The organism is Pseudomonas sp. NY15354 (assembly GCF_048068075.1).
Taxonomy (GTDB): Bacteria; Pseudomonadota; Gammaproteobacteria; order Pseudomonadales; family Pseudomonadaceae; genus Aquipseudomonas; species Aquipseudomonas guariconensis_C.
On sequence record NZ_JBLUPV010000027.1, the window covers coordinates 36,750 to 58,295 of the forward strand.

The 21,546-nt window shown below is 63.1% G+C and carries 20 protein-coding genes and 1 pseudogene; 14 read left to right on the forward strand and 7 right to left on the reverse strand.

Going from position 1 to position 21,546, the window contains the following annotated elements:
- Window positions 1–298 precede the first annotated feature (298 nt).
- Both brnQ and ACNFCH_RS20620 read left to right on the forward strand, forming a co-directional pair.
- The gene (gene brnQ, locus ACNFCH_RS20615; RefSeq protein WP_196163624.1) at window positions 299–1,612 is read left to right on the forward strand and encodes a branched-chain amino acid transport system II carrier protein; all 1,314 of its coding nucleotides are present in this window, start codon (window positions 299–301) and stop codon (window positions 1,610–1,612) included.
- A gap of 195 nt (window positions 1,613–1,807) precedes the next feature.
- Window positions 1,808–2,569 (forward strand): DUF599 domain-containing protein, encoded by a 762-nt coding sequence (locus ACNFCH_RS20620; protein WP_337157004.1) that lies wholly within the window; start codon window positions 1,808–1,810, stop codon window positions 2,567–2,569.
- Between the two features lie 51 nt (window positions 2,570–2,620).
- Here the strand turns inward: ACNFCH_RS20620 and ACNFCH_RS20625 are convergent, their stop codons facing one another.
- Window positions 2,621–2,842, reverse strand: coding sequence for a hypothetical protein (locus ACNFCH_RS20625; protein ID WP_043211402.1), 222 nt, complete (start codon window positions 2,840–2,842; stop codon window positions 2,621–2,623).
- Window positions 2,843–3,000: 158 nt separating this feature from the next.
- Between ACNFCH_RS20625 and ACNFCH_RS20630 the strand changes: the two genes are divergently transcribed.
- The 4 genes from ACNFCH_RS20630 (at window position 3,001) to ACNFCH_RS20645 (ending at window position 6,713) form a co-directional block, all read left to right on the forward strand.
- Window positions 3,001–3,477 carry a PaaI family thioesterase gene (locus ACNFCH_RS20630; protein WP_337157003.1) on the forward strand — a complete coding sequence of 159 codons (477 nt, stop codon included), beginning with the start codon at window positions 3,001–3,003 and terminating at the stop codon, window positions 3,475–3,477.
- Window positions 3,474–3,932 carry a PaaI family thioesterase gene (locus ACNFCH_RS20635; RefSeq protein WP_081337463.1) on the forward strand — a complete coding sequence of 153 codons (459 nt, stop codon included), beginning with the start codon at window positions 3,474–3,476 and terminating at the stop codon, window positions 3,930–3,932. The genes ACNFCH_RS20630 and ACNFCH_RS20635 overlap by 4 nt, the downstream gene beginning before the upstream one ends.
- A gap of 95 nt (window positions 3,933–4,027) precedes the next feature.
- A complete protein-coding gene (gene htpG / locus ACNFCH_RS20640; RefSeq protein ID WP_416743547.1) occupies window positions 4,028–5,932 on the forward strand; it encodes a molecular chaperone HtpG in 1,905 nt (634 codons plus the stop codon).
- A gap of 55 nt (window positions 5,933–5,987) precedes the next feature.
- Window positions 5,988–6,713, forward strand: coding sequence for a dienelactone hydrolase family protein (locus ACNFCH_RS20645; protein WP_337157001.1), 726 nt, complete (start codon window positions 5,988–5,990; stop codon window positions 6,711–6,713).
- Between the two features lie 95 nt (window positions 6,714–6,808).
- On the opposite strand, the gene ACNFCH_RS20650 is transcribed toward ACNFCH_RS20645, so the two are convergent.
- Complete coding sequence (locus ACNFCH_RS20650; RefSeq protein ID WP_416743549.1) at window positions 6,809–7,672, reverse strand: pirin family protein; 864 nt, start codon at window positions 7,670–7,672, stop codon at window positions 6,809–6,811.
- Between the two features lie 115 nt (window positions 7,673–7,787).
- On the opposite strand from ACNFCH_RS20650, the gene ACNFCH_RS20655 reads away from it, so the two are divergent.
- The 3 genes and pseudogenes from ACNFCH_RS20655 (at window position 7,788) to ACNFCH_RS20665 (ending at window position 10,530) form a co-directional block, all read left to right on the forward strand.
- Window positions 7,788–8,795 (forward strand): amidohydrolase family protein, encoded by a 1,008-nt coding sequence (locus ACNFCH_RS20655; protein ID WP_337156999.1) that lies wholly within the window; start codon window positions 7,788–7,790, stop codon window positions 8,793–8,795.
- 109 nt (window positions 8,796–8,904) lie between these two features.
- A pseudogene (locus ACNFCH_RS20660) lies at window positions 8,905–9,447 on the forward strand (MCP four helix bundle domain-containing protein); the annotation flags it as partial.
- A 54-nt stretch (window positions 9,448–9,501) separates the two neighbouring features.
- Complete coding sequence (locus tag ACNFCH_RS20665) at window positions 9,502–10,530, forward strand: methyl-accepting chemotaxis protein (protein WP_416743563.1); 1,029 nt, start codon at window positions 9,502–9,504, stop codon at window positions 10,528–10,530.
- An 88-nt stretch (window positions 10,531–10,618) separates the two neighbouring features.
- On the opposite strand, the gene fabB is transcribed toward ACNFCH_RS20665, so the two are convergent.
- The 5 genes from fabB to ACNFCH_RS20690 all read right to left on the reverse strand — a co-directional run bounded on the left by fabB (window position 10,619) and on the right by ACNFCH_RS20690 (window position 17,618).
- Window positions 10,619–11,839 carry a beta-ketoacyl-ACP synthase I gene (fabB, locus tag ACNFCH_RS20670; RefSeq protein ID WP_070092875.1) on the reverse strand — a complete coding sequence of 407 codons (1,221 nt, stop codon included), beginning with the start codon at window positions 11,837–11,839 and terminating at the stop codon, window positions 10,619–10,621.
- Between the two features lie 11 nt (window positions 11,840–11,850).
- Window positions 11,851–12,366 carry a 3-hydroxyacyl-[acyl-carrier-protein] dehydratase FabA gene (gene fabA / locus ACNFCH_RS20675; protein WP_043211383.1) on the reverse strand — a complete coding sequence of 172 codons (516 nt, stop codon included), beginning with the start codon at window positions 12,364–12,366 and terminating at the stop codon, window positions 11,851–11,853.
- A gap of 292 nt (window positions 12,367–12,658) precedes the next feature.
- Window positions 12,659–14,584: an ATP-binding protein gene (locus ACNFCH_RS20680; protein ID WP_337156997.1), complete on the reverse strand. Its 1,926-nt coding sequence runs from the start codon at window positions 14,582–14,584 to the stop codon at window positions 12,659–12,661.
- Window positions 14,581–15,471, reverse strand: a complete 891-nt coding sequence (locus ACNFCH_RS20685; protein WP_337156996.1) for an ABC transporter substrate-binding protein — start codon at window positions 15,469–15,471, stop codon at window positions 14,581–14,583. Before ACNFCH_RS20685 ends, ACNFCH_RS20680 begins: the two co-directional genes overlap by 4 nt.
- Window positions 15,471–17,618 carry a TonB-dependent receptor gene (locus ACNFCH_RS20690; protein WP_337156995.1) on the reverse strand — a complete coding sequence of 716 codons (2,148 nt, stop codon included), beginning with the start codon at window positions 17,616–17,618 and terminating at the stop codon, window positions 15,471–15,473. The genes ACNFCH_RS20685 and ACNFCH_RS20690 overlap by 1 nt, the downstream gene beginning before the upstream one ends.
- A 136-nt stretch (window positions 17,619–17,754) precedes the next feature.
- Between ACNFCH_RS20690 and ACNFCH_RS20695 the strand changes: the two genes are divergently transcribed.
- The 5 genes from ACNFCH_RS20695 to ACNFCH_RS20715 all read left to right on the forward strand — a co-directional run bounded on the left by ACNFCH_RS20695 (window position 17,755) and on the right by ACNFCH_RS20715 (window position 21,447).
- Window positions 17,755–18,780 (forward strand): NAD(P)H-dependent glycerol-3-phosphate dehydrogenase, encoded by a 1,026-nt coding sequence (locus ACNFCH_RS20695; protein WP_043211374.1) that lies wholly within the window; start codon window positions 17,755–17,757, stop codon window positions 18,778–18,780.
- A 15-nt stretch (window positions 18,781–18,795) separates the two neighbouring features.
- Window positions 18,796–19,143, forward strand: coding sequence for a DUF4389 domain-containing protein (locus ACNFCH_RS20700; RefSeq protein WP_337156994.1), 348 nt, complete (start codon window positions 18,796–18,798; stop codon window positions 19,141–19,143).
- Complete coding sequence (sixA, locus tag ACNFCH_RS20705) at window positions 19,140–19,598, forward strand: phosphohistidine phosphatase SixA (RefSeq protein ID WP_337156993.1); 459 nt, start codon at window positions 19,140–19,142, stop codon at window positions 19,596–19,598. The genes ACNFCH_RS20700 and sixA overlap by 4 nt, the downstream gene beginning before the upstream one ends.
- A gap of 209 nt (window positions 19,599–19,807) precedes the next feature.
- Entirely contained in the window at window positions 19,808–20,596 is a 789-nt protein-coding gene (locus ACNFCH_RS20710) for an alpha/beta fold hydrolase (protein ID WP_416743555.1), read from the forward strand.
- Complete coding sequence (locus tag ACNFCH_RS20715) at window positions 20,593–21,447, forward strand: alpha/beta hydrolase (protein ID WP_337156991.1); 855 nt, start codon at window positions 20,593–20,595, stop codon at window positions 21,445–21,447. The genes ACNFCH_RS20710 and ACNFCH_RS20715 overlap by 4 nt, the downstream gene beginning before the upstream one ends.
- Window positions 21,448–21,546: the final 99 nt, after the last annotated feature.

Genomic DNA, 21,546 nt, shown 5'->3' on the forward strand with positions numbered 1-21,546 from the left:
TAGAAAAATCGATGGGTTTGATAAGGATTTTCAGGCAGACGAGGCTGCTTCTGCCTGGCAATATGGGGCTGTTCCAGAGTCATCCAGACGACAAGAACATACGCACATCGGACAAGCAGGCCTGTGCCAGTGCGTTTACCGGGTAAAACGGTTAACCTACGCGTTCACTCTGTGCCCGTCCCCCAAAAGGGAACGACACGCTAAACGGGTCTGGCCTATCAAGCCGGGCAGCATTTTCCCATACCCCTGGGGAAATCCCTTCTCGAATCCCGATTTCAGCAGTGTGGTACTACCCTAAATGAAAGTGTTGAAAGGCCAGGATATCCTGGCGCTTGGCTTTATGACGTTTGCGCTTTTCGTCGGCGCGGGCAACATCATCTTCCCGCCTATCGTTGGTTTGCAGTCCGGCCCACATGTGTGGATGGCAGCCCTTGGCTTCCTCGTCACCGCAGTCGGCCTGCCGGTCATCACCGTGGTCGCCCTGGCCAAGGTCGGTGGTGGCATGGACGCACTGAGCAGTCCCATCGGCAAGTTCTTCGGCGGCCTGCTGGCAGCCGTGTGCTATCTGTCGGTAGGTCCGTTGTTTGCGACCCCGCGTACGGCTACGGTCTCGTTCGAGGTCGGTGTGGCACCGCTGACGGGTGAAAGCCCGCTGGCGCTGTTCATCTACAGCCTGGTCTACTTCATCGTGGTGCTGGCCGTATCGATGTATCCGGGCAAGTTGCTCGATACCGTCGGTCGCTTCCTGGCCCCGCTGAAGATCATCGCCCTGGCCGTGCTGGGCATCGCAGCCTTCGCGTTGCCAGCCGGGACCATCGGTGAAGCGCAGCCGGCCTACGTGGCCGCGCCGTTCTCCCAGGGCTTCATCAATGGCTACCTGACCATGGACACCCTGGGGGCACTGGTCTTCGGTATCGTCATCGTCAACGCCATCCGCTCGCGCGGTGTGGAGTCGCCGAAGCTGATCACCCGTTACGCCATCATCGCCGGCCTGATCGCTGGCGTCGGGCTGGCGCTGGTGTACATCAGTCTGTTCCGCCTGGGTGCTGGCAGCCATGACATCGCCATGGGCGCGACCAACGGTGCAGCCGTCCTGCATGCCTACGTGCAGCACACCTTCGGCTCGCTGGGCAGCGGTTTCCTCGCGGTGCTGATTGCGCTGGCATGCCTGGTGACCGCCGTGGGCCTGACCTGCGCCTGTGCCGAGTACTTCAGCCAGATCCTGCCGCTGTCCTACCGTGCACTGGTGGTGATCCTGGCTGGCTTCTCGCTGCTGATCTCCAACCTCGGCCTGACCAAGCTGATCCTGTTCTCGATCCCGGTGCTGACCGCCATCTACCCGCCTTGCATCGTGGTCGTGGGCCTGAGCTTCGTCAAAGATCTGTGGAACTCGCCCGTGCGCATCCTGGCACCGGTGATGCTGGTGTCGCTGCTGTTCGGCATGGTCGATGCCATCAAGGGCAGCAGCCTGGCGCACATGCTGCCGGACGCTATGGCCCACCTGCCGCTGAGCGAGCAGGGCTTGGCCTGGCTGGTGCCATCGGTCATCACCCTGGGCCTGTCCGTGGCATGCGATCGTATGCTGGGCAAGCCTCGCGAGGCGCTGGCCTGATACGTTGAAACCAGGGTGCTGGCGGCGGCCACAAGCCAAAGGGCGCCAGCCGATGGTCGAAACTCAAACCCCGTGTCCTTTCGGATACGGGGTTTTTTGTTGCTTCGTTTTGTTTCCATAGCGTGTCTTTTCGCGCCATCGTGCGTCGAAAAGCGGTCTTCAACATTCTCAGGACGTGGACGATCAGGAGCCCGCATGAGCTTCATTCAAAGTAATCTGAGCCACTGGGTGGCCGCCGGCTGGTTCGCTCTCTGCTGGGGTGGCTACACCCGCTATGCGATCTGGAAGGGGCGAGACACTGCCTGCCTGGCCAGCGTGCTGCACTTGTACCGGGAAGACTGGATGCGTCGCATGCTGTTGCGCGACAACCGCATCGCCGATGCCAGCGTGATCGGCAATCTGGAGCGCAACGCCTCGTTCTTCGCCTCCAGTACGCTGATCATCCTTGCTGGCATCCTCACTGTGCTGGGGGCCTCGGACCGCGCACTGTCGCTGCTGGCCGACCTCCCGCTGGTGCAGCAGGCGTCCCAGGGCATGTCGGAAATCAAGTTGTTGGGCCTGGCGATGGTGTTCGTCTATGCCTTTTTCACTTTCAGTTGGTGCATGCGCCAATACAACTTCGCGGCTGTCCTGGTGGGCTCTGCGCCCATGATCGGTGAGCGACAAGTCAGTGAGTTGGAGCGCAAGGCATTTGCATCAAGGGCGGCACGGGTATTATCGCTGGCGGCCAATCAGTTCAACTTTGGGCTGCGCTCGTATTACTTCGGAATGGCCATGCTGACCTGGTTCATCAGCCCTTGGCTGTTCATGGTCACCAGTGTCTGCGTGGTGCTGATTCTTTATCGCCGGGAGTTTCATTCCGATGTGCTGGAGGTGATGGTATTCACGCCCACCGAACCGGTGGCTGGGGAGGGGCTCAAGGAGCCCGTAGGCTCTGTAGCTGAACCGCGCCCCTGAACGCCAGGCATAAAAAAACCCGACAGCGTCGGGTTTTTTTTGGCGTGCTGCTTACTGCTTGGCCGGCTCTTCGCTTGGAGCGGTTTCCGGAGCAGGAGTGGCTTCCGGAGCAGGAGTAGCAGGAGCGGCTTCTGGAGCCGGGGTAGCTGGGGCAGCTTCAGGGGCGGCTTGCTCGGTCTTGGTTTCCGGAGCCTTGTTTTCGCTCGCCTTGTCGCAAGCGGCCAGGCCCATGGCAGCGGCCAGCATCAGGGCAAAAGCAAAAGGTTTACGCATGGGGTGTCTCTCCTTGGTGGAATAACTTACTTGTTCCATTCGAGCTGAAGTAAGTCGAATAAGTTCCACGCAGAGTACAGATATATATAACGCGGATCCAGATAGACTTTTCTCGGGATTTGTGCAGAGTGAATACCTTCACAAAAACAGGTTGCCCCATGACAGATACAGACCTGCGGGCCATGGCCGAACGCTTTCTGTGCGCATTGAAGCATTGTCAGTTATTGCACATGCGCGTACATCACGCCGATACCGAAGGCATGACACTGGTGTTGCCTTGGTCTGCGGCCATCGTCGGCAACCCGCAGACTGGGGCAGTGCACGGCGGCGCCTTGACCACGCTGATGGATACCACCTGTGGCATGGCCACCTTGTGCGCCTTGCCGCGCTTTGAAGTGTGCCCGACCCTGGACCTTCGCATCGACTACATGCACCCCGCCGAGGCGGGCAAGGACATCTATGGTCATGCGCAGTGCTACCGGGTGACGCGCGACGTGATCTTCACCCGCGGCACGGCCTATCAGGACGACCCGTCGCGGCCGATCTGCCATGTAGTCGGCACCTTCATGCGCCTGGGCCAGGACGTCAAGGGCGGCATCCGCTTCGGCAACAGCCTCAAGGAGGAGCGCCCATGATGCCTGATGACGTCCGCCAGCGGCTCAACGAAGCCCACGCTGTCGGCGATTACCAACCCTTGCTGGAGCTGATCCCCTATGCCGGACTCATCGGCATCGAGTGCGAGCGGCGGGGCGATGACTTGCTGTTTCGTCTGCCCGCGAGCCAGGACAACATTGGCAACCCCCTGTTGCCCGCGATCCATGGCGGTGTGATCGCAGGCTTCATGGAGCTCTCGGCGGCGCTTTACTTGCTGATCTACAGCGAGAGCGCCAGCATCCCTAAGATCATCGATTTCTCCATCGATTACCTGCGGGCAGGGCACTACCGCGATACGTTCGCCTCCTGTCAGCTCTGGCGCCAGGGGCGTCGGGTGACCAACGTCGCCATCACCGCCTGGCAGGCCGACCCCGATTCGCCGATCGCCACCGCGCGTGCTCATTTCAAGATTGAACCGGTAAAGCCCTTGAAATAGTCAGGCCAGCCCCCATCTGCTGGACATCCGCCGTCGCTGCAGCCCTTTTGCGGGTGCCAGGCGACCACTGCCAACAGATCGGAGTTTTGAAGACCATGAGTGTGGAAACTCAAAAAGAAACCCTGGGCTTCCAGACCGAGGTAAAGCAGCTGCTGCACCTCATGATCCATTCCTTGTATTCGAACAAGGAAATCTTCTTGCGAGAGCTGATTTCCAACGCCTCCGACGCCGCCGACAAGCTGCGTTTCGAGGCCCTGGCCAAGCCTGAGCTGCTCGAAGGCGACGCTGAGCTCAAGATTCGCGTGAGCTTCGACAAGGACGCGAGCACCGTGACCCTCGAGGACAACGGTATCGGCATGAGCCGCGAAGACGTCATCGCGCACCTGGGCACCATCGCCAAGTCCGGTACCGCCGATTTCATGAAGAATCTGACCGGTGACCAGAAGAAGGACTCGCACCTGATCGGTCAGTTCGGTGTCGGCTTCTATTCGGCGTTCATCGTCGCCGACAAGGTCGATGTCTATAGCCGCCGTGCCGGCCTGCCAGCCACCGAAGGTGTGCACTGGTCGTCCAAAGGCGAGGGCGAGTTCGAAGTTGCCACCCTCGACAAGCCGCAGCGCGGCACCCGTATCGTCCTGCACCTGAAAAAGGGCGAAGAAGAGTTCGCCGATGGCTGGCGCCTGCGCAACATCGTCAAGAAGTACTCCGACCACATCGCCCTGCCGATCGAACTGCCCAAGGAATCTGCCGCTGTCGAAGGCGAGGAGCAGCCGGCCCAGGAATGGGAAACCGTCAACCGCGCCAGCGCCCTGTGGACCCGTCCGCGTACCGAGATCAAGGACGAGGAATACCAGGAGTTCTACAAGCACATCGGCCATGACTTCGAGAACCCGCTGGCCTGGAGCCACAACAAGGTCGAAGGCAAGCTTGAATACAGCTCGCTGCTGTACGTGCCGGCCCGCGCGCCGTTCGACCTGTACCAGCGCGAAGCGCCACGTGGTCTGAAACTCTACGTGCAGCGCGTGTTCATCATGGACCAGGCCGAATCGTTCCTGCCGCTGTACCTGCGCTTCATCAAGGGCGTGGTCGACTCCAACGACCTGTCGCTGAACGTCTCCCGCGAGATCCTGCAGAAGGACCCGATCATCGATTCGATGAAGTCGGCCCTGACCAAGCGTGTGCTGGACATGCTGGAGAAGCTGGCGAAGAACGAGCCCGAGCAGTACAAGGGCTTCTGGAAGAACTTCGGCCAGGTGATGAAAGAAGGCCCGGCCGAAGATTTCGCCAACAAAGAGAAGATCGCAGGTCTGCTGCGCTTTGCCTCGACCGCTGACGAAAGCGGCGAGCAGAGCGTTGCCCTGGCGGACTACCTGGCGCGCGCCAAGGAAGGTCAGGACAAGATCTACTACCTGACCGGCGAGTCCTACGCCCAGGTCAAGAACAGCCCGCACCTGGAAGTCTTCCGCAAGAAAGGCATTGAGGTCCTGCTGCTGACCGACCGCATCGACGAGTGGCTGATGAGCTACCTCAACGAGTTCGATGGCAAGGCCTTCGTCGACGTCGCCCGTGGCGACCTGGACCTGGGCAAGCTGGACTCCGAAGAGGACAAGAAGGCTCAGGAAGAAGTCGCCAAGGAGAAGGAAGGGCTGGTCGAGCGTCTGAAGAGCGCGCTGGGTGAAAGCGTCGCCGAAGTCCGTGTGTCGCACCGCCTGACCGACTCGCCAGCGATCCTGGCCATCGGCGAGCAGGACCTGGGCCTGCAGATGCGTCAGATCCTCGAAGCCAGTGGCCAGAAGGTGCCGGACTCCAAGCCGATCTTCGAATTCAACCCGAGCCACCCGCTGATCGAGAAGCTGGACAACGAACAGAGCGAGGACCGCTTCGCGGAGCTCTCGCACATTCTGTTCGACCAGGCTGCGCTGGCAGCCGGCGACAGCCTGAAGGACCCGGCGGCCTACGTTCGTCGCCTGAACAAGCTGTTGGTCGAATTGTCTGCTTGAGTTGAAGACAAAGCCCGCTTCGGCGGGCTTTTTTCATGGTGCAAGGAGGAATTTGATGAGCAAGGTAATCGTCGAGTCGTTGGTCTATCACCATGCGGGCAAGGCCTACGAAAGCCGTCTGGTCTACGAGCCGGGCGCGCTGCCCCGGCCAGGCCTGGTGATGGCCCCGAACTGGATGGGCGTGGGCGAAGGTGCCGAGCGGATTGCCAGGGAGGTGGCCAGCCAGGGGTATGTGGTGCTGGTCGCCGACCTTTACGGACAATCGGTTCGCCCCTCCAATGCCGACGAGGCGGGTGCGGCGATGATGCCGCTGAAAAACAACCGGGGTGAATTGCGCAAGCGCATGGAAGAAGCGCTGGCTCAATTGCTCGGGCAGTCCAAGGCACTGCTGGAGCCGGGCAAGGTGGCGACCTTTGGCTTCTGCTTCGGTGGTTGCTGCGCGCTGGAACTGGCCCGTACCGGTGCCGAGCTGAGAGCGGCGGTGTCGTTCCACGGCACGTTGGATACGCCGAACCCGGACGATGCCAAGCGCATCAAAGGCTCGGTGCTGGTGCTGCACGGCGCTTGCGACCCGCTGGTGCCCAAGGAGCAACTGCCAGCGTTCGAAGAGGAGATGGACGCGGCCAAGGTCGACTGGCAATTGCTCAGCTATGGCGGCGCGGTGCACTCGTTCACCGACCCTGCGGCCAATGTGCCTGGCAAGATGCAATACGACCGGCGCACCTCCGAGCGCGCGTTCCGCGCCATGCACAACCTGCTGGACGAAGTGTTCCAGCGCTGACTGGGCAAGGGCCGCTCTGCGGCCCATCGCGGGCTCCGCCAGCACCCCGAGCTGCCATGCTCCAGCACCTCAATCCCGGCCGCAAGGCGGCTCTCTTAACGTGGCAACTCGATCCGTGACGTTTCCCCAGGCACCGTCGGCCAGTCACCTGCCGCCCAGCGCGCCCGGGCCTGTTCGATCAGTTCCGGATCGCTGGCCACGAAGTTCCAGTTCATCCGCCGTGGCCCATCCAGCGGCGCGCCACCGATCAGCATCAGTTGGCACTCGCTTTGCGCGTACAACGTCACTTCTTCGCCTTCGGGCAGCACCAGCAGATTGCATGGCTCTACCTCGTCCTCGCCCAGCAGCAGCTCGCCGTCGAGCAGGTAGAGGGCGCGCTCGGCATGTTCGAGGGGGACGTTCAAGGTGGTGGCCGCCTGCATCTGCACCTGGGCGTACAGGGTGGGGGAGAGCACCGGGACAGGCGACGTCAGGCAAAAACCCTCGCCGGCGATCATGCGAATGGTCACACCCAGGTTGTCGCTGACCGGCAGGCTATCGGCTGGGTGGTGGCTGTAGCTGGGCTGCGCTTGCTCATGCTCGCGCGGTGAAGCCAGCCATACCTGCAAGCCATGCAGGCGCGAGCCCTTGCGCAAGGCCTCGGCGGGGGTGCGTTCGACATGGGCGACGCCGTTGCCTGCGGTCATCCAACTGACATCGCCGGGGCGCACGTGCTGCTCAGAGCCCAGGCTGTCCTTGTGCAGGATTTCGCCTTCGAATAAGTAGGTCAGGGTCGACAGGCCGATATGCGGGTGTTGGCGAATGTCCATGCCGGTGCCAGGGGCGTAGCGGGTGTCCAACATATGATCGAAGAACACGAAAGGGCCCACGCTGCGACACTGGGCCGATGGCAGTGGGCGCAGGATCGGTTGACCCTCGACCGATTCGGCGCGCGGGTGAATGATCAAAGGGCGACTCATGACAAGGCTCCAGGCAGGCAACGGATGCCTCAAGCATAGCGGTTCGGCGAAGCGGGCTGAACCGCCTTGCACAGGGGCCGGTCTACTCTTTTCATAGCCGAAGAGGAAGACCACCATGATCGCCAGAGCGCTGGCCTGCTTGCTGTTGTCCGCAGGCATAGGCCTGACGGCGCAGGCCCGGGACTACCGTTACAGCGATGCCCACCTGCACTACGTCGACTTCTTCCAGGAGAGCGAGGGCATGTCTGCGCTGTTCAAGGCCATGGACGAGGCTGGTGTCGAGCAATCCATGATCGCGGGCATTCCCGTGGCCAAGAAGTGGCATGAGGATGAGCCCAAGCGCCCGCGTTACTACGCTGGGGATGACGCCGACGCCTATTGGTACAGCGCCACCGATGTCTATGTGGCGGCTGCGGTGCAACAGCTGCCGCCGGAGCAGCGTCGGCGCTTGCATCCGTTTCTCAGTGGCTTCAATCCGGTCGACAAGAACGCCGTCAGTCATATCGAGCGGATGCTTGAGCTGTATCCAGGCCTGTGGCAGGGCATTGGCGAGGTGTTCACCCGCCATGACGATCTGACCGCGCTGACCAGTGGCGATACGCCCAGGGCCAACAACGAGGCCATGACCCGGATCTACCATCTGGCGGCTGAGCGTGACCTGCCGGTGCTCATCCATTCCAACATCACCTCCAAGCGCGAGCGCAACCCGTTGTACCTGGCGGAGATCGAAACGCCACTGCGCAACCATCCGCACACTCGCTTCATCTGGGCCCACGCCGGCACCAGCGTGGAAATCCACCGCCACCAGACCCAGATGACGTTCATCCTGCCGGTGCTCACCCGGCTGCTCGAAGACTACCCGAACCTGTACATCGACCTCTCCTGGAGCCTGCGCGAGCCTTATTTGCTGGACGAGCAAGGTAAGCCGCGCGAGGCATGGCTCAAGCTGGTCGAGCGGTTCCCTGAGCGCTTCATGCTCGGCTCGGATGTGGTCGGGCGCTTTTCCGGTATTGGCGAGCAGATGCACGGGTTCGATGCCTTCCTCGACGCGTTGCCGGCCGAAGTGGCCACACGGGTGGCGCGCACGAACTTCCTGGCGGTATTACCTGGTGCACCAAAATAATGCGCATCGACAGATTCTGGCACTTTGATATTGCCTTTTCGTCTTAAGCAAATTCGGCTCCTCCCCGATAGCGTCTATAACAACGACAACGTGGCAGAGGGAGCTGTACATGAGTCTGAGACGCTTGAACATCGCCCCGCGTGCGGGGCTTGGCTTTGGCCTGATGGCCTTACTGGTTGCCCTGCTCGGGGGCTTTTCCCTCCAGCAGATGACGCACATGCGCCAGCAGGCTGAACAGGTGGATGACAACTGGCTGCCCAGTGTCATTTCGGTGGGGCGCATGACCCAGGACATGTTGCGCATCCGCGCCCTGACCTTGCGCCTGCTGATCGATCCGGCACCGGCGGCGCAGCAACAGAACCGTGCGCGTATCGAAGAACTCAAGGCAGGCTTGAACGAGGTGCAGCAGCGCTACAAGGCGCTGATCGTGCTGCCGGAAGAACACACGCTGCTCAATCGCTACCAGGGCCTGGAACGCCAATACCTGGATCTGCAGGGCCAAGTGATGCAGCTGGCGGGCGAGGGGCGTGCCGAGGCGGCGGCGACGCTGGTCAACGGTGAGATGAACCAGTTCGCTGACCAGATGACCGCCACCCTCAATGAGCTGATCGAGTTGAACATCCACCACGCCGATCGGGCCACGGACCTTGCCGAGGCGGTCTACGCAGGCGCCAAGGTCTGGGTGTGGGTACTGTTGCTGGTGGCGGTGACCATGACCGTGGTCCTGGCGCTGCTCCTGACCCGCAGTATCGTGCGGCCGCTGGGGCAATCGTTGCAGGTGGCCGAGACCGTCGCCAAGGGCGACCTGACGCCGCAGATCACCGTGCAGGGCGACGACGAGCCTGCGCGCCTGCAGGCGGCGCTCAAGGTCATGCAGCAGAGCCTGCGTGACACCATTGGGCGAATTTCCGATTCGGCAGACCAGTTGGCCTCGGCATCCGAGCAGCTCAGTGCGGTCACCGAGGACGCTACCCGCGGCTTGCAGCAACAGAGCCAGGAAATCGAGCAGGCGGCCACAGCCGTCAACCAGATGACCTCTGCGGTGGAGGAGGTGGCGAGCAATGCCGTGGCCACGTCCGAGGCCTCCCGCGAGTCCGACCGCATCGCCCAGCAGGGGCGTGAGCAGGTGCAGGCGACCGTGCATGCCATCGAGACCCTGGCGGCGGGCGTGGCCGACAACGCCGAGGAGGTCGGGCAACTGGCGCAGCAGGTGCAGGACATCAGCAAGGTATTGGATGTGATTGGCTCCATTGCCGAGCAGACCAACCTGTTGGCGCTCAACGCCGCCATCGAGGCAGCGCGGGCGGGAGAGGCCGGACGTGGTTTCGCGGTGGTGGCCGATGAAGTGAGGGCGCTGGCCCATCGCACGCAGACGTCCACCCGAGAGATCGAGCAGATGATCATTGCCATTCAGGCTGGCACCGAGCGGGCCGTGCACGGCATGCAGCAGAGCAATCAGCGGGCGCGCTCGACCCTCGAGGGCGCTCATGCCGCGGGAGAGGCGCTGGAGGGGATCACGGCGGCTATCGCGCGGATCAACGAGCGTAACCTGGTGATTGCCAGCGCATCGGAAGAGCAGGCCCAGGTGGCCCGCGAAGTGGATCGCAACCTGACCACCATCCGCGACCTGGCGCACCAGTCCTCGGCCGGAGCCGAACAGACCTCGGCGGCGAGCCAAGCCCTGTCCCAACTGGCGGTGGATCTAAACGCGTTGGTGCACAGGTTCTCGGTGTAGGCGGGCAAGGCCCTTCCTCTGTGCTTGCAATCCAAACGAAAACGCCCCGAACCAGTCGGGGCGTTTTCATTGCAGCGAGGTCAGGCGATTACTTGCCAGTCCAGCGCTTGAGCACCAGGGTGGCGTTGGTGCCACCGAAGCCGAAGCTGTTGCTCATGACCGTGTCGATCTTGGCGTTTTCTTCGGTCTGGCGCAGGATCGGCAGGTCGGCGACCTCCGGGTCCAGCTCGTCGATATTGGCGGAGCCGGCGATGAAGTTGTTCTCCATCATCAGCAGGCAGTAGATCGCTTCGTGGACGCCTGCGGCACCCAGGGAGTGGCCGGACAGGCTCTTGGTCGAGCTGATCTTCGGTGCCTTGTCGCCGAACACTTCACGTACACCCTTGATCTCGGCGACGTCACCGACCGGAGTCGAGGTGCCGTGGGTGTTGAGGTAGTCGATCGGGGTGTCGACGGTGGACAGCGCCTGCTGCATGCAGCGGATCGCGCCTTCGCCGCTCGGGGCCACCATGTCGTAGCCGTCGGAGGTTGCGCCGTAGCCGACGATTTCGGCGTAGATCTTGGCGCCACGGGCCAGGGCGTGTTCCAGCTCCTCGACCACGACCATGCCGCCGCCACCGGCGATGACGAAGCCATCACGGTCTGCGTCGTAGGCGCGCGAGGCCAGCTCTGGGGTTTCGTTGCGCTTGGTCGACAGAGCGCCCATGGCATCGAACAGGAACGACTGGCTCCAGTGCTCTTCTTCACCGCCGCCGGCGAAGACGATGTCCTGCTTGCCCCACTGGATCTGCTCCAGGGCGGTGCCGATGCAGTGAGCGGAGGTGGCGCAGGCCGACGAGATCGAGTAGTTGATGCCCTTGATCTTGAACGGGGTGGCCAGGCATGCCGATACGGTGCTGCCCATGGTGCGGGTGACACGGTATGGGCCGACGCGCTTGACGCCTTTCTCGCGCAGGGTGTCCAGGGCTTCCATCTGGTTCAGGGTGGAGGCGCCGCCGGAACCTGCGACCAGGCCGGTACGCGGGTTGGAGACTTGCTCCTCGGTCAGGCCGGCATCCTTGATCGCGTCCTGCATCGCCAGGTAGGCGTAGGCAGCGGCATGGCCGACGAAGCGATAGACCTTGCGGTCGATCAGCTCTTCGAGGTTGAGGTCGATGGAACCGGAAACCTGGCTACGCAGCCCCATTTCCTTGTATTCCGGGTTGTAGCGGATACCCGGACGGCTGTTGCGCAGGTTTTCGGTGACGGTAGCTTTGTCATTGCCCAGGCACGATACGATGCCCAGACCAGTGATAACGACGCGGCGCATGCGAATAACCCTTAGAAATTGTCAGTGGAGGTGAACACGCCGACCCGCAGGCCTTCGGCGGTGTAGATCTCGCGGCCGTCGACGCTGACCGAGCCATCGGCGATGGCCATGTTCAGCTTGCCCTTCAGGACGCGCTTGATATGAATGTTGTAGGTGACTTTTTGGGCCGAGGGCAGTACTTGGCCGAAGAATTTCACTTCGCCCGAGCCCAGGGCACGGCCACGGCCTGGCAGACCCTGCCAGCCGAGGAAGAAGCCGACCAGCTGCCACATGGCATCCAGGCCCAGGCAGCCCGGCATGACGGGGTCGCCTTCGAAGTGGCAGGCGAAGAACCACAGGTCCGGATTGATATCCAGCTCGGCGACCAATTCACCTTTGCCGTACTTGCCGCCTTCGGCGCTGATATGGGTGATGCGATCGACCATCAGCATGTTCGGGGCGGGCAGTTGCGCATTACCTGGGCCGAACAGCTCACCGCGACTGCAGCGCAGCAAATCTTCCCGAGTAAAGGCGTTTTGTTTGGTCATGCGAGCTCCTCAATAATCCCCGTGCGGCTGGGGCTGAATCTTCCCGGCCGGCCCGGTGGTTGAGTCCGAGACGGCAGCCTACAGGTAGACTATTGCGTTGTGGTGAAAGTCACAGCGCACCTGGCAAAGAAGTACAGGTGTGCACTGAAACGCTTATTTTCAGGGCCTATGCAGGTCCTGTCTAGTGGCCAGGGCGGTTAATTCGGCAGCTTTGCGTCGTTGGGCGACCCGTCACCGACACCGGACAAGCCGCGTTCTGGCTTCCATCTCCCTAGACTGCCGTATTTCGGCGTTAATCGCCAGTCGCGGCTGTCCGTCCGGACAACCAACGCTGCAGCACCTGCTGCAATTCTGTACGTTTGAACGGTTTGCTCAGGTAATCGTTCATGCCGGCAGCCAGGCAGCGCTCGCGGTCACCCTGCAGGGCGTTGGCCGTGAGGGCGATGATCGGCACCTGCGCACCATGGGGCAGCAGGCGGATACGCCGGGTGGCCTCGTAGCCATCCACCACCGGCAAGCGGCAGTCCATCAGCACGGCGGCGAACCGTTGCTGGAGCACCTGCTCGACCGCCTGAAGGCCATCGAGGGCTGTGACGACGTCGAAGCCCAGGCTGCGCAGCATGGCCTCGATGACGCTCTGGTTGACCGGATTGTCTTCCACCAACAGGATCTGTCCGCCTTCGCAGGCCCCTTGGCCTTCGGCATCCTGGGCCGGAAGCAAGGTCGCCGTGGTGCTGGCCAGGGCCAGGGGCATTTCCAGGGTAAAGGTAGAGCCCAGGCCCTCGCGGCTTTCGCCGCGCAACTGTCCGCCCATGCGTTCGGCGAGAGTCCGGGCGATCGCCAGGCCAAGGCCTGTACCGCCATAGCGCCGGGAAATCGAGCTGTCGGCCTGCTGGAAGGCCACGAACATCATCTCCAGGCGATCGCTGTCGATGCCGATGCCGGTGTCACGCACCGCGCAGGTGAACCACACCTGCTGAGCGTCCAGGGCCCGCCAACGGGCTTCCACTTCCACCTGGCCGTGCTCGGTGAACTTCAAGGCATTGCCGATCAGATTCAGGAGTATCTGGCGGATCCGCGTCGGATCGCCTGTGACCTGCAACCGGTCGATACCCTGGGGAAGCTGCAGGTGCAAGCCCAGCCCACGCTGCTGGGCGCTGTGCTGGAACGACTGGACACTGCTGCTGATCAGCTCGCCCAGATTGAAAGCGATGTGCTCCAGTTCCAACGTGGTGCGCTCGATCCTCGAGAAATCGAGGATGTCGTTGATCACCTTGAGCAGGTGCCCGGTGGATTCGCTGGCCACGGCGGTGTAGTCAGCCTGTTCGCTGGTCAGCGGGGTGGTTTCGAGCAGTTGCAGCATGCCCAGCACGCCGTTCATGGGGGTGCGCAGCTCATGGCTCATCATCGCCAGGAACTCCGACTTGGTCCGGTTGGCCTGCTCGGCCTCCTCACGTGCCTGGATCATCTGCGCCATGGCCTGCTTCTGCTCGGTGCTGGCTTTTTCCAGCGCGCTGGCCAGGTTGTTGATGTGTCGGGCCAGGTGCCCCAGTTCGCTGTCGTCGACTTCCGGCACCTGGGTCTTGAACTCACCCTTCTGGATGGCCTTGACCGCATGGCCCATGTCGCTGATCGGCTTGGCCAGGCTCATCGCCAGGCGGCGGGCGAGCAGAAAGGTGAACAGCAAGGCGAACAGGGCCAGGATGCCGGCCTTGATGACGATTTCCTGCTGGCGCTGGCTGAACGCATCGTCGGACATGCCCACGATCACCCGCCCCAGATAGTCATCGCCGATGCTGGGGGTAGGCGTGTTGCCCTGCTGCAGGAAGTCGTTGTCCAGACGGATCTGCTGCAGGCGGATCGGCGCCTGGAACACTTCCACACGCTGGGCCCGGTTGACACTCTCGCCGTTCTGCTCGACGTACACCAGAATGTGGTTGCGGCTGTCCTGTACCTCTAGAAAACGCACATGCGGAATGCTCAAGGTCGCGCGCATGAGGCTTTCGAGCACCTCGTTGTTGCCTGAAATCACGCCGTATTCGGAGGCCGGGGCCAACTGGTTGGCGATCAATTGCCCGGTGTGGTTGAGCTCTTGGCGCAGGTCCTGCAGACGCACGAAGGTAAAGAAACTGATCAGCAGCAAGGTCAGCAGCAGGGCGGGGCCCAGGCTGATGATCTGGGTGCGGGTATGGATGTCCCAGCTCAGGCGGTTGCTCATGGGGTGGGCTCTCCTTCGGCCAGAACCACGGCGGCGGCCTTGGGGTCGATCGGCTCCAGGCCCAGGGCGCGTGCCACTTGCTGGTTGCCACTGACCCCATAGTGAGCGGGGTAATGGCTGCGCGGCCAACTGGCGGGCGGGCGGTCGAGCAACTGGTCGAGCACCGCGAGCCAGTCGTCCTGGTCGCTGAAGGTGCTGGCCAGGGCCCCGGCGCGGACAAAGCCTGCGTTCGGGCCGATCAACGCCATTTGCCGGCCATAGCTGCTGAGCAGCACGTTCTTGGCGGTCTTGGAGTTGTACAGGTCAGGGTCGTCGATCCCCAGCAGGACATCACTGTTGCTCAGTAGATGCTGCAGCGGGCGGCTGTCGCGCGGGTCCGGCCAATCCTGGGCGACGATCTCAAGACCCAGCGGGCGTGCGGCCAGGCGCAGTTCGTCAAGCATGAAGCGGCTATGTTCGCCGTACAGCACACCGATCCGTCGCGCCTGTGGCAACAGATAGCGCGCCAGTCGCAACTGCCGACCAGGCGGTGGATCGCTCCACAACAGGCACAGGTAGGCGGGACGCGACTTTCCCAGGCGTTGTTCCGCCTGTACCCGACTGACGCGCAAGGCCAGCGCTGGAGGGCCGGCGGCCTCGCCCAGGCGCCATTCGAACGCCGCGTTGTCGAGTAGCACCAGGCGCACATCGGCCTTCAACTGCCCGGGAGTGGGCAGGGCCTCGACAGTCTTGAAATGCACCTGGTCGGTGGGGCGGCGCGCCTCCAGGGCGGCGACGAAGCTGCGCACGCCTGGCTGGTCGCTGGCGCCTACCAACAGAATTTCGCTGGCCGACACCGCGCTCAAGGGCCACAGGCAGAACAGCAGCAGGCGCAGCAGCAAGGCCATCAGAACTCCAGCTCCGCGCTCACGCTCAGGCGGTGGCGGCTGTCGTAGCGGTTCTGCGGCACGGTGACCGGCTCATCGTCCAGCCGTTGCTGCCAGAGCGCGGCCAGCTCCAGGCTGGTGCCCTGGAAGCGGATACGCTTGGCCACGCGCAGGTCGAGGCGTTCGTAGCGGTACTGGTTGAGCGCATCGTCACCGTAGTAGAACAGGGCGCTGGACCAACCCTCGCCCCATTCGCGCATCCAACCCGCCGAGCCACTGTTGCGGGCGCTCAGGCGTCGGTCGCTGGGGTTACTGGCCCAGGCGTCGACGTAGGCATAGGTCAGACGCAGGCGGTCGCGCAGGGTAGGGCGCCAGTCCAGCTGCGCTTCGCTGCCGCTGAAGCGGGCCTTGTTGGCGTTGCTGGCAATGTACTGGTTGTTGCGCAACGGCTCGCTGATCATTCCGGTGATCTCGTCATAGAACAACTTCACATCCATGTTCAAATCGATGTCGCTGAAATTGCCGTTGTAGCCCAGCTCCCGCGAGCGCATGCGCTCTTGCTCTAGATCGCCCGGGCCACGGGTCTTGACGAAGTATTCGCCGTGCTGCAACCCGTAGACATTGGGGGTCAGGTTGTTGACCGTGTAGCTCCAGTTGACGTTGTTCTCGAACATGTCCGGCGAGCGCACCGCCTCGGAGTACACCGCACGCAAACCGTGACGCGGGGTGATCAGGTAATTGACCGCCATGCGCGGGGTGAGCGAGCTGCCCGACAGACGCGAGTCCTCGAACATCGCGCCCCCCTGGAGAATCCAGTGCTCGTCGGCGCGCCACTCCAACTGACCGAACAGGCGCCAGGTCTGGTCGTCCAGGCTGCCGTTGAAGTAGGTCTGTGAGTCGGCGCGATCATAACGGTAGTTCATTCCGCTGAGCAGGCGCAGATTGTCGGTCAGGCTCAGGGTGTCCTGGACTTCGAGGTCGAAGCGGGTTTCCCGGGTACTTTGGTCCACATCGCCGCAAACGGTCTGATTGGCACCCTTGGCCCACTGGTCCTGAACTTTCCCCAGCAAGTCGGTGAGCACCGGGTCGGTGGTCGTAGGCAGTTTGCCGCTGTTGATGTTGCGTGCGACTTGTTCGGTGAAGTTAGGGTTCAGTTGCCACATGCGGGTCATTTCGGGGCTGAAGGCCAGTGCTGCATCGCAAGCGAGCCAGACCTGCTCGCGCTCGAAGTGCTGTGCCGACGTCTGGACGTAGAAGCTGTGCTCGGGATTGAAATCGATGTTCCAGCGTACGGACCCTGCATAATCCTTGGCGTTCACGTCTGCGTTGTCGCCCGGAGGCGCTGCTCGAAACACCGGCTGATACGTATACGGCCGTTGATTGCTCCCTTCCTTGGCCGCCAGTTGCCATTCCAGGGTCTGGTTCACCGCCAGGTTGTGGCTGGCGCTGAGGTTGAAGCGGTTGAGGCGACGGCTGTCGCGGTAGTCGTTGCCGAACTGGTCCTCGTCGAAGCCATCGTCCTGCATGCCGGACAGCGACAGGCGCATGTCGCCGCCTTCCCAGCCAAAGCCCTGGCTGGCGTAGTAGTCATTGATGCCGTCCTGGCCGCGGGTGACTTTAACCCGGGTGCCATGGCTGTCGGCGGGGTTGCGGGTGAGGATGTTGACCACCGCCATCAAGGCGTTGGCGCCATAGCTCACGGTATTGGGGCCGCGGAACACCTCGATCCGGTCGATGTCCTCGATGGCCAGCGGGATGTCGCTCCAGTCCACCGTGGCAAGGCCGGCGCGGTATACCGAGCGGCCATCGATCAGCACCTGCATGCGCCGGGCGTCGTTGACGTTGCTGCCATGGTAGTTGACGGTCGGCTGGTTGCCGGCGACGTAGCCCACCATCATGCCGGGCACCAGGCGCATCAGCTCAGGGATGTCGCGTGCGCCGCTGGCGCGGATCAGTTCGCTGTCGAGCACCGTCATGCTGCCAGGCACTGCCGCCGGGGATTGTTTCAGGCGTGTCGCGGTCAGAACCTGGGGCAGGTCCTGGTTATCGAGGAACAAATCATCGGCCAGGGCCGGGCCGCCCAAGAGGGCAGTCAGCAACAACAGGCGAGGGTAAGGTGGCGTGCCAGGGAACACGGTACGGCCTTGTTTCAGAGATGAAACAGGCATGTTAACTGACCGCTTGGGTTTTGCCAGTGCTCTTTGATATCCATATGCAGGGCTGGCACTGCCTCTGGTTCTGTCGCATGCGCGCCGTATAATGCCCCGGTCGCCAACTTAACTTATTGGCTTTAACGGATTGGATATGACTGAACAGCAACCTGTTGCAGTTCTGGGAGGCGGCAGCTTCGGCACCGCCGTGGCGAACTTGCTGGCCGAGAACGGCGTGCCGGTACGGCAATGGATGCGTGACCCCGAGCAGGCCGAGGCCATGCGCGTCAATCGCGAGAACCCGCGCTATCTCAAAGGCATTCGCCTGCAGGATGGGGTGGAGCCTGTCAACGACCTGCTCGCCACCTTGCAGGCCTGCGACCTGATCTTCGTCGCGCTGCCCTCCAGCGCCTTGCGCAGCGTGCTGGCGCCCCATGCCGAACTGCTGCGTGGCAAGGGCCTGGTCAGCCTGACCAAGGGCATCGAGGCGCAAAGCTTCAAGCTGATGAGCCAGATCCTCGAGGAGATCGCGCCCGAGGCTCGCATCGGCGTGCTGTCGGGACCGAACCTGGCCCGCGAGATCGCCGAGCACGCCCTGACCGCCACCGTGGTGGCCAGCGAGGACGAAGCCCTCTGCCAACGCGTGCAGGCGGTGCTGCATGGCCGTACCTTCCGCGTCTATGCCAGTGCCGATCGCTTCGGCGTGGAGCTCGGCGGCGCACTCAAGAACGTCTACGCCATTATCGCGGGCATGGCCGTCGCCCTGGGCATGGGCGAGAACACCAAGAGCATGCTGATCACCCGCGCGCTGGCCGAGATGACCCGCTTCGCCGTCAGCCAGGGCGCCAACCCCATGACCTTCCTGGGCTTGGCCGGGGTCGGCGACTTGATCGTCACCTGCTCTTCGCCCAAGAGCCGCAACTACCAGGTAGGGCATGCCCTGGGCCAGGGCCTGAGCCTGGAGCAGGCCGTGAGCCGGCTGGGCGAGGTGGCCGAGGGGGTCAACACCCTCAAGGTGCTCAAGGCCAAGGCCCAGGAGGTGCAGGTGTATATGCCGCTGGTGGCCGGCCTGCACGCGATCCTCTTCGAGGGACGTACGCTGAACCAGGTGATCGAGCACCTGATGCGCGCCGAGCCCAAGACCGACGTCGACTTCATTTCCATCAGCGGTTTCAACTGATCCCGGAGTACATGCATGAACGACACAGCCAACCGCGCCCAGCGCGAATCGATCATCCTGCGGGTACTGTGGATGCTGGTGTTCCTGTTGGTCTGGCACGTGGCCCAGCTGTTGCTGGGTGGTCTGGTGCTGGTCCAGCTGATCTACCGCCTGGTCTATGGCGCGCCCAGCGGCAGCCTGATGAACTTCGGCGACAGCCTGAGCCAGTTCCTGGCGCAGATCGGCCGCTTCGGCACTTTCCATAGCGACCAGAAGCCTTGGCCGTTCGCCGACTGGCCGGCCCCGCGTGCGCCTGAAGGTGAGGTCCCGCACGAGGTCGCCTGCGCGCCTCACCCGGTGCGCGACGAGGAACCCAAGCTGTGAAGGTCTGGGTACTGCGCCATGGCGAGGCCGAGCCACGCGCCAATACCGACGCCGAGCGCCGCCTGACGAACCACGGTCGCGAGCAGGTGCTGCGCAGCGCCGCGCGCCTGCTGGGCCAGCCACTTCAGGCGATCATCGCCAGCCCTTACGTTCGCGCCCAGGAGACTGCCGCCTTGGTGCATGACGCCCTGGGCTTCGAGGCGCCGGTGCGTACGGTGCCTTGGCTGACCCCTGACAGCGATGCCGGGCAGGTGATCGGCGAGCTGGACAAGCTAGGCCTGGAGCATGTGCTGTTGGTGAGCCACCAGCCTTTGGTGGGCACGCTGGTGGGTCTGCTCGAGCACGGCCATGGCCAGCAGCCGGCGCCTTTGAGCACGGCGAGCCTGGCGGAGCTGGAAGGGGACTGGCCGCTCGCCGGGTTGATGACCTTGAAGGGGCTGTACCACGCCGGCTGATCCTGGCTTTTGGCGGTGATCTCTTCGCGGGTGAACCCGCTCCCGTAGGTCTGAGTGTGGACCACGAGGGAGCGGGTCCACTTGCGAAGAAGGTGGCACAAATGCCAGGCATGTCCAGATCGCCCTCAGCGATGACCTTTCCGAACGTTGCTGCCCCCGCGCACCATGCCGACAATGGGCCATCACTTTCCCATTCAGACCAGGCCGCCATGTCGCAGCAGATCTTCTTCGCCCACGCCAATGGCTTCCCTTCGGCCACCTACGGCAAGCTGTTCGCCGCGCTGGCGCCGGACTACCAGGTCCGACACCTGGCCCAGCATGCCCATGACCCGCGTTTTCCGGTAAACGACAACTGGCAGAGTCTGGTCGATGAGCTGCTTCATCACCTGGCCCAACAGGGGCAGCCGGTGTGGGGTGTTGGCCATTCGCTGGGAGGCCTTCTGCACCTGCATGCCGCCTTGCGTTGCCCACAGTATTACCGCGGTGTGGTGATGCTCGATTCGCCCGTGCTGACCCGCGCCGACCAGTGGATGATCCGTGCGGCCAAGCGCCTGGGATTCATCGACCGTATCACCCCGGCCGGGCGGACCCTGGGCCGTCGCGAGGCATTCCCCGACCGCGACAGCGCACGGGCCTATTTCGCCGGCAAGACGTTGTTCCGCCACTTTGACCCCGACTGCCTGGAGGCGTATCTGGAGCACGGCCTGCAAGCCACCCAGGAGGGCTTGCGCCTGCGCTTCGACCCGACCACCGAAATCGACATCTATCGCAGCATCCCCCATGTCAGCCCAGCCCCGGCGAGCCAGTTGCAGGTGCCGCTGGCGGTGGTGCGGGGGGACAACAGCCGGGTGATCCGCCGGCATCATGCCCTGGCGGTGCGCGGTATCCCCCGGGGCGAATACCACAGCCTCCCGGGCGGGCACATGTTCCCGCTGGAGCGTCCGGATGAAACCGCTGGCTTGATCAAGGTCCTGTTCGATCGCTGGAGCCGGACATGAGCACGCACGTCGAAGAGATCCGCCTGAGCCTTGGCCATATCGAGCTGGCGGCGCACCTGTTCGGGCCGCAGGACGGTCTGCCGGTCATCGCCCTGCATGGCTGGTTGGACAACGCCAACAGCTTCGCCCGCCTGGCGCCGCGCCTCAAAGGGCTTCGCGTGGTGGCCCTGGACCTGGCGGGGCACGGCTATTCGCAGCACCGTCCCGTGGGGGCGGGTTACGCCTTGGCCGACTATGTACACGATGTGCTGCGGGTAGCCGAGCAATTGGGCTGGCAGCGCTTTGGCCTGCTCGGGCATTCGCTGGGCGCGATCATTTCCGTACAACTTGCAGGGGCCTTGCCGGATCGCATCAGCCACCTGGCGTTGATCGACGGGGTGATCCCGCCCACAGCCCGTGAGCAGGACGCCGCTGAACGCCTGGGCATGGCATTGCAGGCGCAGTTGCGTCTGGACGGCAAGCGCAAGTCGGTGTATTCGACCCTCGAAGAAGGCGTGCAGGCACGCATGAAAGGCATGGTCGCGGTCAGCCGCGAGGCAGCCGACCTGTTGGCTCAGCGCGGCCTGATGCCGGTGCCGGGCGGCTACAGCTGGCGCAGCGACAGCCGCCTGACCTTGCCATCGCCGGTACGCCTGAACGAAGCGCAGGCCATGGCGTTCGTGAAGCGCGTCGTATGCCCGGCCTGCCTGGTGGTGGCGGCCGATGGCATGCTCGTGCGGCACACGGCCTTGCTGGAGCAGCTACCCTTTGAGCAGGTCACGCTGCCCGGTGGTCATCACCTGCATTTGAATGATGAACAGGGCGCAACCCTTGTTGCAGACTGTTTCAATCGCTTCTTCGGCTTTTCTTGACTTGCACCGGACAAGTGTCGAGGCTTGGCGGGTTGAACACGGAGACAACCATGCACATGCCAGACATCCTGGATAACCCCATCGGCGCCCTGTGCGTGA